Source organism: Algoriphagus boritolerans DSM 17298 = JCM 18970, assembly GCF_900108085.1.
In the GTDB taxonomy this organism is placed as follows: domain Bacteria; phylum Bacteroidota; class Bacteroidia; order Cytophagales; family Cyclobacteriaceae; genus Algoriphagus; species Algoriphagus boritolerans.
The window spans coordinates 1-14444 of sequence record NZ_FNVR01000004.1 but is presented as its reverse complement, the minus strand read 5'-3'; the positions used below and the strand labels follow the sequence as shown (position 1 = coordinate 14444).

19 protein-coding genes and 1 tRNA gene are annotated in these 14444 nt (G+C 42.3%); 13 read left to right on the top strand and 7 right to left on the bottom strand.

Features of this window, described 5'->3' with window-relative positions; genetic code table 11:
* Positions 1-3: 3 nt before the first annotated feature.
* Together C4S61_RS05225 and C4S61_RS05220 are read right to left on the bottom strand one after the other, a co-directional pair.
* Positions 4-795, bottom strand: a complete 792-nt coding sequence (locus tag C4S61_RS05225) for a (Fe-S)-binding protein (RefSeq protein WP_103923743.1) — start codon at positions 793-795, stop codon at positions 4-6.
* Positions 796-894: 99 nt separating this feature from the next.
* The gene (locus C4S61_RS05220) at positions 895-2229 is read right to left on the bottom strand and encodes a 4Fe-4S dicluster domain-containing protein (RefSeq protein ID WP_103923742.1); all 1335 of its coding nucleotides are present in this window, start codon (positions 2227-2229) and stop codon (positions 895-897) included.
* A 102-nt stretch (positions 2230-2331) separates the two neighbouring features.
* Here C4S61_RS05220 and C4S61_RS05215 point away from each other — a divergent pair.
* From C4S61_RS05215 to C4S61_RS05190, 6 genes are all read left to right on the top strand, one after another.
* Positions 2332-2404, top strand: a tRNA-Phe gene (locus C4S61_RS05215).
* 281 nt (positions 2405-2685) lie between these two features.
* Positions 2686-3180 carry an RNA polymerase sigma factor gene (locus C4S61_RS05210; RefSeq protein ID WP_103923741.1) on the top strand — a complete coding sequence of 165 codons (495 nt, stop codon included), beginning with the start codon at positions 2686-2688 and terminating at the stop codon, positions 3178-3180.
* Positions 3177-3611, top strand: a complete 435-nt coding sequence (locus C4S61_RS05205) for a hypothetical protein (protein ID WP_103923740.1) — start codon at positions 3177-3179, stop codon at positions 3609-3611. The genes C4S61_RS05210 and C4S61_RS05205 overlap by 4 nt, the downstream gene beginning before the upstream one ends.
* On the top strand, positions 3608-4153 hold the full coding sequence (locus C4S61_RS05200) for a DUF4252 domain-containing protein (RefSeq protein WP_103923739.1): 546 nt from the start codon (positions 3608-3610) through the stop codon (positions 4151-4153). Before C4S61_RS05205 ends, C4S61_RS05200 begins: the two co-directional genes overlap by 4 nt.
* A gap of 30 nt (positions 4154-4183) precedes the next feature.
* Entirely contained in the window at positions 4184-4663 is a 480-nt protein-coding gene (locus tag C4S61_RS05195; RefSeq protein ID WP_103923738.1) for a DUF4252 domain-containing protein, read from the top strand.
* A gap of 454 nt (positions 4664-5117) precedes the next feature.
* Positions 5118-5687, top strand: a complete 570-nt coding sequence (locus tag C4S61_RS05190) for a hypothetical protein (RefSeq protein ID WP_103923737.1) — start codon at positions 5118-5120, stop codon at positions 5685-5687.
* Between the two features lie 92 nt (positions 5688-5779).
* Here the strand turns inward: C4S61_RS05190 and C4S61_RS05185 are convergent, their stop codons facing one another.
* From C4S61_RS05185 to C4S61_RS05175, 3 genes are read right to left on the bottom strand one after another with little or no spacing between them, the layout of a single operon-like run.
* Positions 5780-7126, bottom strand: coding sequence for a dicarboxylate/amino acid:cation symporter (locus C4S61_RS05185; RefSeq protein ID WP_103923736.1), 1347 nt, complete (start codon positions 7124-7126; stop codon positions 5780-5782).
* 12 nt (positions 7127-7138) lie between these two features.
* Positions 7139-8224 (bottom strand): chorismate synthase, encoded by a 1086-nt coding sequence (gene aroC / locus C4S61_RS05180; RefSeq protein ID WP_103923735.1) that lies wholly within the window; start codon positions 8222-8224, stop codon positions 7139-7141.
* The gene (locus tag C4S61_RS05175) at positions 8224-9669 is read right to left on the bottom strand and encodes a BatD family protein (protein WP_103923734.1); all 1446 of its coding nucleotides are present in this window, start codon (positions 9667-9669) and stop codon (positions 8224-8226) included. The genes aroC and C4S61_RS05175 overlap by 1 nt, the downstream gene beginning before the upstream one ends.
* Positions 9670-9785: 116 nt before the next feature.
* On the opposite strand from C4S61_RS05175, the gene C4S61_RS05170 reads away from it, so the two are divergent.
* Positions 9786-9974 (top strand): hypothetical protein, encoded by a 189-nt coding sequence (locus C4S61_RS05170; protein ID WP_103923937.1) that lies wholly within the window; start codon positions 9786-9788, stop codon positions 9972-9974.
* Positions 9975-10044: 70 nt separating this feature from the next.
* Here the strand turns inward: C4S61_RS05170 and C4S61_RS05165 are convergent, their stop codons facing one another.
* A complete protein-coding gene (locus C4S61_RS05165; RefSeq protein WP_103923733.1) occupies positions 10045-11286 on the bottom strand; it encodes an ammonium transporter in 1242 nt (413 codons plus the stop codon).
* Positions 11287-11319: 33 nt separating this feature from the next.
* The gene (locus C4S61_RS05160) at positions 11320-11658 is read right to left on the bottom strand and encodes a P-II family nitrogen regulator (protein WP_103923732.1); all 339 of its coding nucleotides are present in this window, start codon (positions 11656-11658) and stop codon (positions 11320-11322) included.
* A 269-nt stretch (positions 11659-11927) separates the two neighbouring features.
* Here C4S61_RS05160 and C4S61_RS05155 point away from each other — a divergent pair, with 269 nt between their 5' ends.
* The 6 genes from C4S61_RS05155 to C4S61_RS05130 form a co-directional block, all read left to right on the top strand.
* Complete coding sequence (locus C4S61_RS05155; protein WP_103923936.1) at positions 11928-12833, top strand: sugar phosphate nucleotidyltransferase; 906 nt, start codon at positions 11928-11930, stop codon at positions 12831-12833.
* A 63-nt stretch (positions 12834-12896) separates the two neighbouring features.
* Positions 12897-13118: a hypothetical protein gene (locus C4S61_RS05150; RefSeq protein WP_103923731.1), complete on the top strand. Its 222-nt coding sequence runs from the start codon at positions 12897-12899 to the stop codon at positions 13116-13118.
* Positions 13115-13354 carry a type II toxin-antitoxin system RelE/ParE family toxin gene (locus tag C4S61_RS05145; protein WP_200820539.1) on the top strand — a complete coding sequence of 80 codons (240 nt, stop codon included), beginning with the start codon at positions 13115-13117 and terminating at the stop codon, positions 13352-13354. The genes C4S61_RS05150 and C4S61_RS05145 overlap by 4 nt, the downstream gene beginning before the upstream one ends.
* A gap of 172 nt (positions 13355-13526) precedes the next feature.
* A complete protein-coding gene (locus C4S61_RS22615) occupies positions 13527-13727 on the top strand; it encodes a type II toxin-antitoxin system HigB family toxin (RefSeq protein ID WP_103923730.1) in 201 nt (66 codons plus the stop codon).
* Entirely contained in the window at positions 13705-14064 is a 360-nt protein-coding gene (locus tag C4S61_RS05135; protein ID WP_103923729.1) for a helix-turn-helix domain-containing protein, read from the top strand. The genes C4S61_RS22615 and C4S61_RS05135 overlap by 23 nt, the downstream gene beginning before the upstream one ends.
* 189 nt (positions 14065-14253) lie before the next feature.
* A partial coding sequence (locus C4S61_RS05130; protein ID WP_407640571.1) for a transposase occupies positions 14254-14444 on the top strand: 191 nt, incomplete at its 3' end.

The following is a 14444-nucleotide window of genomic DNA, read 5'->3' as shown; positions in this document are numbered from 1 at the left end:
AAATTATATCCCCATGTCTTTGGCGATCATTTCCGCCAGATCATAGACTTTGACATCGGCTTCCCGATTCTTGTTTTTCACTCCATCCGTCATCATGGTCAGGCAAAACGGGCAACCTACCGCAATGGCCGTCGCTCCAGTCGCCAAGGCTTCTTCTGTTCGTTCGATGTTGATATCTTTTTTCCCTGGCTCAGGCTCCTTAAACATCTGCGCACCACCGGCACCGCAGCAAAGTCCTTTGGTTTTGCAGCGCTTCATTTCCACCAACTCCACATCCAAGGCTTTGATGACATCCCGAGGAGCTTCATAGACATTGTTTGCGCGCCCTAAATAGCAGGAATCGTGGAAAGTGATCTTTTTACCCTTGAACTCACCGCCACCCTGCAATCTAACTTTGCCTTCATTGATTAGCTGCTGAAGAAACTGGGAATGGTGAATCACCTCATAGTTTCCTCCCAAGGCGGGGTATTCGTTTTTGATCGTATTGAAGCAATGCGGACAGGCAGTCACGACCTTTTTCACTTCGTAGGCATTCATCACCTGGATGTTTGCAACTGCCTGCATCTGGAAGAGAAATTCATTTCCTGCTCTTCTGGCAGGATCTCCGGTACAGGCTTCTTCCGGGCCAAGTACTGCAAAACTGACACCGACTTTATTCAATATTTTCACAAAAGCCTGCGTCACGGCTTTATACCGCTCGTCAAACGAACCGGCACAACCCACCCAAAAAAGAACCTCGGGGGCTTGACCGTTTGCGGCCATTTCGGCCATGGTAGGGACTTTATATGTTGACATTTTTTAGATTTTAGACGTTAGACACAAGACGCAAGAATCAAGAAGCCAGAGACGAGAAAATAATCATCGGACCTCGGTCATCCAGTATCGGACTTTCAATTACCTCATTTCCTCTTCTTTCAATTTTTCTGCCCAGTTAAAGCGATCCGAAGGGCTAAATTTCCAGGGCGAAAAGCTCGTTTCCATATTTTGGAACATGGCATTCCATTGGGCTGGAGTTCCTGATTCTTCCATCGCCACGTAGCGACGCAATTGAAGAATGATGTTTAACGGATCAATATTGACGGGACAGGCCTCCACACAGGCATTGCAACTGGTGCAGGCATTGATTTCCTCTTTGGTGATGTAATCTCCCAGCAGTGATTTCCCATCGGCAAAACCAGCTCCTCCCGAATCGAGACTTTTCCCGACTTCCTCTGCACGGTCACGCACATCCATCATGATCTTACGGGGGGAAAGCTTTTTCCCGGTGATATTGGCCGGACATTCTGAAGTGCATCGGCCACATTCCGTGCAGGAATAGGCATTCAAAACATTGATCCAGCTGAGGTCATTCACGTCTTTGGCTCCGAATCGACCGATTTCAGCAGGTGGCTCGTTAGGATTATCCACAGGAATTCCCAGCATCATATTTACTTCATTGGTCACCTCAGGCATATTGACCATTTCTCCCTTGGGTTTGAGGTTGGAATACCAAGTATTTGGAAATGCCAGAAAGATGTGCAAATGCTTGGAGTAAGTCACGTAAATGGCAAAAGCTAAAATACCCACAATATGAAACCACCAAGCAAATCGCTCAATGAAAACCAAGGCTCCGTCTGACATCCCCTCAAAGATCGGCATCAACATACTGCTGAAAAACAGTGTGCCCAATGCGAGGTAATGTTCATCCCCCCGATTTGCAAGAATCTGATCCGTGGCATTCATCGTCAGGATGGCAAACATCAAGATGATTTCAATTACTAAAATCAAATTAGCATCCAGAGCAGGCCAGCCCTTAAGTTCCGGTTTGGTAAATCGCTCGACCTTCATCACATTCCTCCGAATCAAAAAAGCCACACAGGAAACCAATACTGCTACGGCCAAAAACTCAAACATATTGATAGCTATAGTATATAGGCCACCTAAAGCTGGGGCAAACAAACGGTGCGTACCTAAAATCCCATCCAGGACAAATTCCAGGACTTCAAGATTGATCACTAGAAAACCCACGTAGATCAGCAAATGGAGAAAAGCCGGAATCGGCCGCGCAAACATTTTTTTTTGCCCAAAGGCTACCAGTGTCATCGTCTTCCAACGGGACTCAGGCTGATCATTTCGGGACTCAGATTTTCCCAAAAGGATATTTCTTCGGAGGAAGTGGATCCTTTTACTCAAAATATACCCCGCAGCGCCCAAAATCAGGACAAATACGAGTTGCTGTAATATGCTCATAGTGATCAGATTAGCTAGTTTTTCGTTTATTTGGGTTTATTTTTTCTTCAAAGCGTTTGTATCAACTAGTCAAAATTCTACCTTTGCATCACTTTACGAGTCGGTGATATAGCTCAGTTGGTAGAGCATCGGACTGAAAATCCGTGAGTCGGTGGTTCGAGTCCACTTATCACCACCCTCCCGATCCCAACGGATCGGGATTTTTTTTGCCCTTTTTTCAAAACTTCCCAGAAATAAAGACGGTTTGTTCATCGATGCAAAATATAAAATAGTCTGCATGCATACTATTTCTGATTCAAATTTATACTCGATCTAGACAATTCAAAATCGCTATCGTTGGACGCTTCAATGATCTAACTCTTACCTTTCGAGTCAGTTTTAGTCTCAGGGAAATATTTTTACGATTTTTCTCTTTGTCTTTGTAACATTCCAGCCTCATCTGCATCATCTTCTTAAATGAATTCATTTTTCGAGACACACATCTGGCCCATGAGAGGCAAGTTGTTCCGGATGGTTTTTCTCTGGACCAAAGACCGGGATCTAGCTGAGGATGTCCTGCAAAATGTCTTCGAAAAAACAGTGGAGCGTCAAAAGGAACTCCAAACACATCCCAACCTAGCGGGCTGGATGGTAAAAAGCTTGAAAAATGAAGTCTTGATGCACCATCGAAAAAATAACCGGATGGATGGATTGGAAGAAATCCAGGAGCCCGCTGCTGAGCAATTGGATTCGCTGGAATCAGAAGAATCACATCGATTAATATTTGATTTGGTAAGTCGTCTTCCTGAAAAGCAGCAAGTGATCTTTCATCTCAGGGAAGTGGAAGAACTGAGCTACGAGGAAATTGCCTTGCAAATGGAAATCAGTCTCGATCAGGTAAAAGTGAATCTGCACCGGGCAAGAAAAACGCTTCGTGAAAAATTAATCAACCAAGGAATCACCAGACAATGACAAGAATCGAAGAATTGTTGGAGAAATACTGGGAGGCGGAAACTTCCCAAAGTGAAGAAAAGGAGCTTCGGGATTTGATTCTTGAAGTTGAAGGTTATGAACAGGAAAAGGCACTTTTCACAGCACTGAATCAATTCAAATCCGAGGAGCCAAAAAATCTAAGAATTCCAAAAGCAAAGACCAGAAAGCTCAACACTACCTGGATCAGCTGGGCTGCTTCAGTCACAATTTTCTTAGGGAGCTTTTGGGGATGGAGAGCTTATGAACAGAAGCAGGCTGAGCAATTAGCTTATGATGAAGTCATGCAGGCCTTCAGCTTAATTCAGTCAAACCTCTTAAAAGGCCAAGACCAACTTGCCCCGATGAATGATTTAAAATACTTGAATACAACCAACCGGCTGTTTCAGCTGGAAGAACCCAACTCAAAATGAAAAAAACAACCCTACTTATCCTATTCTTCTTAGGAATAATCTGGTCTGCATCCGCCCAAGAGGATGCCATCAAGACTTTCTTTGGTAAGTACATGGAAGACGATCGCTTCTCGAGAGTCTACATTTCTCCGAAGATGATGCAAATGGCTGGAGGCTTTCTAAAAAGCAACTCCGATGGAGATGAGGAAGCTCAGGAACTAGGCGTTTTAATATCCAAAGTAAAAGGAATCCGAATCCTTTCTTCGGATGAAGTAGATGGAATGACTCTTTATAAAGAGGCGATGTCTACACTAAATCGCAACAAGTACGAAGAACTCATGGATGTCCAGGACAAAGAAACCAGCCTGAAGTTCATGGTTCGGGAGGAAGGAGGATTAGTCAGGGAACTTATGATGGTGACAGGTGAATCAAAAAGCTTCACGCTGCTCTCCATGCTTGGGGCCTTCACTTATGAAGATCTAAATATGCTTGCAGATAAAACCAACATTCCGGGAATGGATCAATATGGAAAAGGAAGTAAAGGGCCGAAAGGATCAAAATAAATCTCAATTAAAACTAAACTACTTAAAAGAATGAAAAAACTAATTTTAACCTTCTGCTTTTTTGCTGTTGTCTTCGCTGTTCATGCGCAAAGCAAAAGTGTAGCTGCGCTCAAAGAAAAATACAAATCAAATGATGACTTCTTTCAGCTCGAACTTGGGGGAAACTTCATGAATTTTGCGGAAGGCTTTAAGATAGACATCGACAAAAACGCCATGGCTACAGTGGCCAAATCGGTAGAGAAACTGAATTTCTTTACACTTCCTGATGGATCGGATGGCTATGCGGAATTTAAAGCCTTGCAAAAAGCACTTGATCGGGAACGATATGATCTGCTGATGGAAACTTCAGAAGGTAAAAGTGGCGTATCCATCTTTTCCAGAGGTTCAAACATAATCTCCGATTTGGTCATTTTGGTAGAGGATCAAAAGGAAGGAGACCTGATCGTCATCGAGCTTAAAGGAAAATTTACCCAAGAAGCTTTGGCAAAGGCCACCTCCCAGGTTAATTGAGTTTAAAAAAGAACCAACTTTTCAATTTTTATCAGAAAGGCCCGGATTTTTCGGGCTTTTTCTTTTGACATAGATCAAAAATTATTTTTTTTCAAATCCATACAATCGATTGCGAAACAGGTTAATTTATAATTGATGTAATTACATGAATACACTATTTTTCTATTATTCAAAATTTTATTCTGTTTTTTTATTGATTTACCGCATAAAGATGGTTTCGAAATCGATAGCAGGAATAAATTATATTTTTCATAAAATTTTTATTGTTTTGTTAATGATTTAAAAAAAATATGACCGTTTTGTTAAAACATTTGCAATTACACTTCCGTTAGCTATCTTTGTACAGTAATTCGAATTACATCGAAGACCCTGTAACCCAAAATCCCCCCTGATAGAAACTGTCTATCCAGCGGTTACTTACAAAATTTAGAACCTATTCAAACCAACTAGTAAAATGAAAAAATTATTCACTATGCTTTTTGTTGCGGGGATCGCAACTGGAGCGTTCGCTTACAATGATGAGAAGTCTGTGGAAATCAGACAAACTGAGCCAGCTAAAGTTATGGTAGCTGTAAATGATGCACCAAATGGTACAATGACGGTGAAAATTACCGATTCTGAAAATCGTCTGGTTTTGCGTGACCGAATCACTAAAACTGAAGCTTTTGCAAAAAGATATGACTTAAATGCACTGCCGGTAGGTGAGTATTCTGTTGAAGTATCTGATGCAAACGGTACGCTAAGAACAGCTACTTTCAATACTCAGGTGATTGTAAAGCCGCTTGTTTACTCTAGAGTAACTGCAATAGGTAACAATCAGTACAGACTTCTGGTGTCCAATCTGGAAGCAAAAGAAGTTACTTTACAAATATTTGACGGCATTAACCTGATCCATACTGAATTGATTGACAATCCTCAAGGATTACATAAAATCTATACAATCAAGCAGCCAGCTACGCCGGAAGGAATCAGCTTCAAAGTATCCACTTCAAGTGGATTTGAAGCTTATGTCGCAACTCGATAAATTAAACCAACTTAATTAAAAACCCTTCCTGAGGCGCCTCGGGAAGGGTTTTATTTTTTAAGGCAACTCTATTTTTGCCGTTTATTTTTCTCTCAAGCTTCTTCTTGGATACTTTCATTAGCTGTGAAAGGATTGCTCTTTCGAATTAATCCCTCTGGCAATTCACCTTCCGTACTGGCCACCACGGTACATACGACCACATCGCCGGTCACATTTACAACGGTCCTAAACATATCTAAAATCCGATCCGGAGCTATAATCAAAGCTATACCAGCTGCGGGGACTTGAATAGATTCGAGTACGATAATCAACATGATCAAACCAGCTCCAGGTACTCCTGCGGAACCAATAGAGGCTAAGGTAGCCGTTAGGACAATCATTAGTTGCTGGGTGAGACTTAACTCCATCCCCAATGCCTGAGCAATAAATACTGCGGCTACACCCTGATAGAGACTAGTCCCATCCATATTTACCGTAGCACCTAGAGGCAAGACGAAACTTGAGATATTCTCTGATACGCCGATCTCTTCTTCTGCCTGCTTCATAGTGACAGGCAAAGTTGCAGAGCTCGAAGAAGTAGTAAATGCCAAAAGCTGAGCGGGCCGGATCGCTTTGAAAAAATCTTTATAAGGGACTTTTGTAAAAGCGATTAAGATAGCAGGATATATGACCAAAACCATCAAAAACAATCCTCCTAAAACAACCAAACTATATTTTAACAGTGCCAAAAGCAGCTGAACGGCCGAATCGGGATTTTCTCCGGCAATCTCAACAATAAGCGAAGCCATCAACGCAAAAACGCCATATGGTGCCACCATCATGATATAATTGACGATTTGGATAATCACATCATTGAAGCCGTCAAAAAAAGCGATGATCGGATCTGCTTTTGATTTTTGGATTTTAAGTAAAGCTACCCCGACAATCAAGGCAAAAAACACCACTTGGAGCATAGCCGCATTGTCAGTAGTCGCCTGAAATATATTTTCAGGTACAATATCAATTACTGGCTGCAGAGGACTTTGCTCTTTAATTTCCGAAGCCAAGCCAACTTTGGACCCGGCATCTCCCTGGTAAAGGGTCATTAAATTCTCCCTGGTTTCCGTTGGCAAGCTCTTGCCTGGCTTAAAAACATTTACCAGCAACAGTCCAATCGAAATAGCCAATACAGTCGTACAAAGGTAGATACCAATAGTTTTTCCACCTATTCGGCTAAGTTTCGATACATCTCCCAAATTGGAAACACCCACAATCAATGAAGACAGGACCAAGGGAACCGCTATCATTTTTAGCGCATTGATGAAAATAGTACCAATGGGCTTGATGTAATCTAAAGTGTAAGAATTGGGAATTGATGATTTGATGACCAAAAGGCCGAATATCAAACCCAGGACAAGTCCGATGATGATTTGTGTGTGTAATGGTATTTTCTTTCGCATGAAGGCACACTTTTAAATATCCGCTAGTTTATTGCTTTTTGATAACAAAAGATAATCGGCCAGTACCAAGGCCGCCATCGCTTCCACGATCGGAACTGCTCTGGGCACCACACAGGGGTCATGCCGGCCTTTTCCACTGACGATCACAGTTTCTCCTGCTTCATTAAGCGATTCCTGATCCTGCATAATTGTCGCCACAGGTTTGAACGCCACACGGAAGTAAATATCCTCACCATTGCTGATTCCTCCCTGAATTCCCCCGGAGTGATTGGTAAGGGTATGGACTCGACCGTCTTCCTGAACAAATGTATCGTTATGTTGGGACCCTTTCATTTTCACTCCCTCAAACCCACTTCCGTACTCGAAACCCTTCACCGCATTGATGCTCAGCATGGCTTTTCCAAGCTCTGCATGAAGCCGATCGAAAACAGGCTCTCCAAGTCCGGCTGGGGTGTTTTTGATTACACAAGTCACTACTCCTCCGATAGTATCGCGTTCGAGGCGAACAGCGTCGATCAGAGAAATCATCCGATCAGCCATCTCCGGGTCGGGGCAACGGACTATATTTTCTTCCGCCAATTCCAAATTGAACTTGGAATAATCAGAATCAAGTATCAAATCACCGACCTGAGAAACGAAGGCCTGGATAGTAATTCCTTTGGACTTTAAAAATTGCTTTGCTATAGCCCCACCCGCAACTCTCGCTGCCGTTTCCCGAGCGCTTGAACGGCCTCCTCCCCGATAATCACGAATTCCATATTTCTCGAAATAGGTGTAATCTGCATGAGAGGGCCGAAATTTGTCAGCGATATGAGCATAGTCTTTACTCTTTTGATCCGAATTTTGGATGACTATTCCGATAGGTGTACCGGTGGTTTTCCCTTCAAATACACCAGATAAAATCTGGAATTCGTCCTCTTCTTTCCGTTGGGTGGTAATTTTGGATTGTCCGGGTTTACGGCGCTGCATTTCGAGGCGGATCAAATCCTCATCTAATTCCAATCCTGCAGGACACCCCTCCACGATCGCTCCCAAAGCTTTTCCGTGTGATTCACCAAATGTGGTTAGCCTAAAAAGCTTTCCAAATGAATTTCCCATTATTTTTTCTTGATTATCAGAACCGCAAGCAGGGCAACAGCTCCGAGTAGGAGCAGATTAATTACGGTGGTAAAGTAATATTTATATTGCTCGTTTAAAAACTGGTTACTTTCCGCACCAATCCGGTCATAGATCCCTCCCAAACGCTGCCCGGAAAGCGCCTGATTCACCTTACTTTCTCCCGAAACGACAATTTTAGCCGACGGAAGTAAGGTGTCATATACAGCCCGCACAGGATCGAAGTAAATCCACTGGAAGTAATCATCCAATTCATAATTGCCAGCCTCATTGATGGTAATGTAATAATTGAACTCTTTGATTCCAGAAACCCGCCCGTAGCCCCTGTTGATTTGTTGTCTGATGTTCGGGTCAAAGGTATTCAGATTGGCACCTGTCATCCTCTTGGGGGGAGAAATCGAGTTGATATTTCCGACTCCGGTTACTCCAAAATTATATTCAAAGCCCTGCCCGGTTTCGACTTCCAAATTGCCGATGTTTTCACGCAATTGAAAAACTCCGACACTTACTTCATTTTTGAGTGGATGAGGAGGAAGTGGCTTAACTGTAATGGTTTGGGGATTCGAGTAGAATGTTTTGAAATCCTCCAAACGATTAGCACCGAATAAAGTCGGGTTTTTCGCCACACGATATTTGATCATCTCCCAGGGAACTTGTGGTATCTCAATTACCCCTTCGGAAAAAGGAAAAAATGAAGCTTCGTAAACCTTATATCTGATCCATTTTTTATCATTGATCGTCACTACTTCAGGCTCAATGGTGGTAATGTTGAAGTTTTCTTCCCAGACGCTGTTTGGTTTGAGTTTTTTCAAAATCGCATCCAGCTGCCTTCCGGCCTCATAGAATTTAAAGGGCGCCTGATTTTGCTCGGACATGTAAAATGCTACGTTGAGATTGAATCCTTCACCGGCAAAAATCTCCTTTTTGTCCACTGAAACAGAAAAAAAGGCATCGTCATCCAACTCGATGTATTCCGGCTCCTCTGTCACTCTCCCAAAAAAATCACTGAAAGGATCGGATTGATTCCCCCCAAAACCGCCAGTACTGACAGGATCAGTGACGGTGATTCTTTTCCCGGGTGAATCAAAGGACTCCCCGTTGATCAAAATTGAAAAAGCCCCGAGTGTAAATTGCCCTTTCCGCAAGGGCTTATAGTATTGGATGATACTATTTGAGGTGCTCATCTGTCCATTGATGATATTCATCGAAGAGGACTGAGAGATTCCCTGTTTTTGAAATCCCGTAATTTCAGGAAACTGATCGTAGGATTTAATTTTGTCGTTGGAGAGGGTGACTTTGATCGTAAATGTCTCATTTAGGCCGATTTCGTCTGCTCCCAGTTCTATTTGAACTTCCTGGGCTTGTGAAAAATTCACAACCGAAAAAGCAAGACATACGAAAGCGAGAGGAAGAATCGTTTTGAACATGGATGCGAAAATAGGGATAATTCTAAACTTCGAACTTTCAAAAATAACGTAACATCCTTGGAAAAGCCTTCGTATCGTACCTTAAAATCAGTTAATAAACCCAAATGAAGACAGCCATGCTAGAATATGTGAAGACCATTTTGCAAAAAGTCAGCTTTAATGCGTATTTGTTTGAGCGCGAACTGAAAAAGGGGATGAGATATTTAATGCCGACTGAGCTCGAGGAGTTTAAAGATTGGTGTTATGCCACGTTCGGTATGAGTCACCAGCCCATTCTCAACCGTTATTTTAGACCAGCTTATTAATACTTCACAAAATGACAAAAGCCCCGGAGTTTACGCTTCGGGGCTTTTTAGTTAAAATGGTTGGCTGTTTTTAGTCTTTAGTCATAAAGTCCGGATAGGCACGCATGCTGTGTTCATTGATGTCAAGCCCTTCGACTTCTTCTTTTTCATCGACCCGGATACCGATGGTCTTTTTAATGGTAAAGAAAATCAGCCAAGCTGTGCCAAAGCAGAATACAGCCGTCGCGCCGATGCCGATCAACTGGGAAATCACTTGACTCATTCCTGCCAAGTCGCCAAAAAGACCAACCGCAAGCGTACCCCAAATCCCACCAACCAGGTGAACAGAGATAGCTCCGACCGGATCATCGATTTTTATTTTGTCAAATAGCACGACCCCGAATACCACCAATCCTCCGCCTATGAATCCTATAATGATAGAATCCAATATCCCCATTTGGTCTGCACCGGCAGTAATTCCTACCAAACCGGCAAGAATTCCATTAAGCACCATGGTGATGTCATAGGTTTTAAATTTAATATAGGAAACAATCAGGGCTCCGAATGCTCCTGCAGCTGCTGCCAGTGAGGTGGTTACAAAAACTTTTGAAACCAAGCCCGGAGAAGCGCTCAACACGGATCCGCCATTGAATCCAAACCAGCCAAACCAAAGTAAAAATACTCCCATCGTGGCCATGGGGATACTGTGTCCCGGAATGGCTTTCATGCCCTGAGCGGTGTATTTACCGATTCTTGGCCCCAACAAATAGGCTCCAACCAATGCGCCCCAGCCACCTACAGAGTGGACGATCGTGGAGCCTGCAAAGTCATAGAAGGGAGTTTCAAGTGTATTCAGGAATCCTCCGCCCCATTTCCACATGCCGACGATGGGATAGATAAAGGCTACATATAAGATGGAAAAGGTGATAAAGGGTCCCAATTTTATCCGCTCAGCTACAGCGCCGGAGACGATAGTGGCAGCGGTGGCGGCAAACATGGCCTGGAAGATAAAGTCGGTGAAATACGTGTAGCCTGCGTTGTAATTGCTGCTGTCCCAACCTTCCGGCAAGCTAAGTCCCAATCCGCCGAAGCCGAAGAAACTTCCTGCGAAGTCAGCTCCCGGATACATGAGGTTGAAGCCAACGAGGGCATAAGTAAGCAGTCCAATGGCAGGGATAATGGTATTTTTGAAGAGAATATTGACCGTATTTTTAGATCGCGTGAGGCCGGCTTCCAGTGTGGCGAAGCCCAAGTGCATGATGAAAACCAATATGGTGGCAATCATCATCCAGAGATTATTGACCGTGAAAAGGTCTTGAACAGGTTCTTGCATAGGTTTGATAGATGTGGTGATTTTAATAGGTTTTTAAAGTGCAGCTTCTCCGATATCGCCGTTGCGGATTCGATAGGCTTCCTGCACGTCGTAGACGAAGATCTTTCCGTCACCCACTTCCCCTGTTTTTCCTTCCGAAAGGATGCATTGAATTACCCCGGAGGCCAATTCATCAGGCACAACGATTTCCAGCTTGGTTCGGGGGATGTAAGCGGGCTCGTATGCCACCCCCCGGTACATTTCCTGCCGGGCATGCTCAAAACCCATCCCTTTGATCTCGTAAAACGAGAGAAATTTGACACCAAGCTTGGAAACGCAAGCGTGGATTTGGTCAAAGCGAGAGGTTCTGATAATCGCTTCTATTTTTTTCATTTTTCACAATAGATTAAATGGTTTTTTGAGATTATGGCATGAAAGTAAGTGAAAAATTAAATAATACTCCTAAATAGGATAAAAAAACATCCAAAAAATTAAAAAAACGACTCAATATTTGAAAATTAAGGCTTATTAGATACTGTTTGGATTTTAATTCGTGTCAAAAAATTAAAACCCTGTCAAAATAGTAACCAGTATTCTTAAAATAATCTGATTTGGCTGTCGAAGATAAAAACCTAATTTTGCCATCCATTTTAAAAGAAACTATGACTGACAAACCAACACTTTTGGTATTGGCAGCCGGTATAGGCAGTCGATACGGAGGGAATAAGCAGATTGACGGATTTGGCCCAAGTGGCGAAACAATCCTGGAATATTCGATTTTTGACGCCATCCGAACTGGATTTGGCAAAGTGGTCTTTATTGTTCGCCAAGAAATCCTTGAGATAGCAAAGGAAAAATTCCTTCCCAAGCTGGAAGGAAAAATCGAAGTGGACTGGGTCATTCAGTCCTTGGACAGCTTTGTGCCGGCAGAATTGAAGCAAGCAGATCGGGTAAAACCATTCGGTACAGCCCATGCCGTACTTTGCGCTAAGGATGCAATCAAGGAGCCATTCGCTGTCATCAATGCAGATGATTTTTATGGAAAAGAGGCATTTGAGGTCTTGGGCAGATTTCTTTCGACGGAAGTTCGCCCCGACCTTCATGCCATGGTGGGCTATGCGATTCAAAACGTACTTTCTGAAAATGGTACTGTCAGCCGAGGCGTTTGTGAAACCAATGAAAAGGGTCAGCTGATCGGAATGACGGAGCGAACTTCCATTGCTCGTGAAGGTGATAAAATCGTGAGCAAAGGCGAAAATGAAGTGCTGGAAATCGCTGAAAACACGCCTGTCAGCATGAATTTCTGGGGTTTTCATCAGGATGTATTTGCGGATATTGAGAAAATGTGGAATGAATTCTTGCCAGCTAATTTGAATAACCTTAAATCGGAATTCTATATCCCAACCGTTGCAAATAACCTGATCAAGTCCGGAGAAGCCGCCTTTGAAATACTTGAAGGAGGGAAAACCTGGTTTGGGGTCACTTACACGGAAGATAAGCCTGTGGTGATCGAAGCATTGAAGAAGCTGCATGATGCAGGAGATTATCCTGAGGAATTGTGGGGATAGAAGAATGCATCATTTTTGAAGATTAAAGCGTTTTTATTTGTAGATTCCTTAAAATCGGTAACCATGCATATTGAAACTTCAAAAATACATCTGGTCAAAGCTATCCTCAATAGTAATGATGAGGAATTCATTTCAAGGCTTATCGACTTTGTAAATAAAGAGAATGCTGATTTTTGGCATGAATTGACTCCGGAAGAGAAAGCAGAAATTAAAGAAGGTATCAATCAATTAGAACAAGGAAATAGAAAACCATTCCAGGAAGTATTTGATAGAATAAGTGAATGAAGGTTTTTATTTCAGAATTGGCTGAAAAGAGACTTGAAAACTTGAGTGTTTACCTTGTGGAAGAGTGGGGCGTCAAGGTTAAAAGTGAGTTTTTAGCGAAACTGGATAGGAAAATCAGTCAAATATCACTTCATCCTGAAAGCTGTCCAAAATCGGCTGAACTTGGAGGCATTTATAGATGCATGGTCTCCAAGCAAACAATTTTTTATTATCGAGTAGATTTTCAAAAAGAATAAATTGAAATTATCACTTTTTTCGATGTGAGGCAGAATCCTGATAAGTTGAAAAAACTTCTGGGATAGTATCCTAAAGAAATAATCAACGAATTCTTCCCGACAAGTCTTGAAAATCTGAATTCTTTAAACCTTACAGTAGCCAACAACTTGATCCAAGAAGGAAAAGCAGCTTTTGAAAAAGGCTCAATACCGAAACGCTTCGATCCTTAATGAAAAAAGGGTGGTTTTCAATATTCATGGAAATATATATCGGTTAATCTTCGATATCGAGTATAGACTAAAAATCATCTTTATCGTTTGGTTTGGTAGACATCGAGAATACGATAAAATAGACTCTAAAACAATTAGTTATGATAAGCCCAGTAAAAAATAACCAACAATACGAAGATGCATTGGAAAGGGCTTACGAATTAATGCAACTCGAATTACCCGAAGGCTCTATTGATTCTGACGAATTGGAAGTACTATCCATTTTAATAAAAGAATATGAACTGGAACACTTCCCAATTCCTTCGCCTCACCCTTTGGAGGCCATACGGTTTAGGATGGAACAATTGAATCTATCCGAGTCAGATCTTTCTAACATTTTAGGAGCCAGATCCAGAAAATCTGAAACCCTTTCAGGAAAAAGAAAATTAAGTCTTGGGATGATTCGAAAGCTTTATGAAAAATTGAAGATTCCTGCCGAAGTGCTGATCAAGGAGTATTGAAAAAGTCAATTTTTGCTCTATTTTTTTTTCAAAAACCAGTAAAAAATGAGGCTGTCTCAAAAATAGATAGTTTAAAAGGCTAGTCGATTATTCGGCTAGCCTTTCTTGTTTAACTCAAAATTTGTATTTTGAGGTGTGGAAAAACAAGACTCAAATGTAGTCTTTAAGGACTACAATCCCAATCAGTTGATGCTTCTTCCCCCCACTTTGGAAGAGCTCATTCCCGTTCACCATCCTGCCCGGACGGTGAATTCGGTGATAGACCAGATCGATCTTTCTTCGATTACCCGGCTTTATTCGCCAAACGGAGCCAGTAGCTACCACCCCAGAATGCTGTTGAAGATTCTCATTTACGGCTATCTGGAAAATTGCTATTCCTC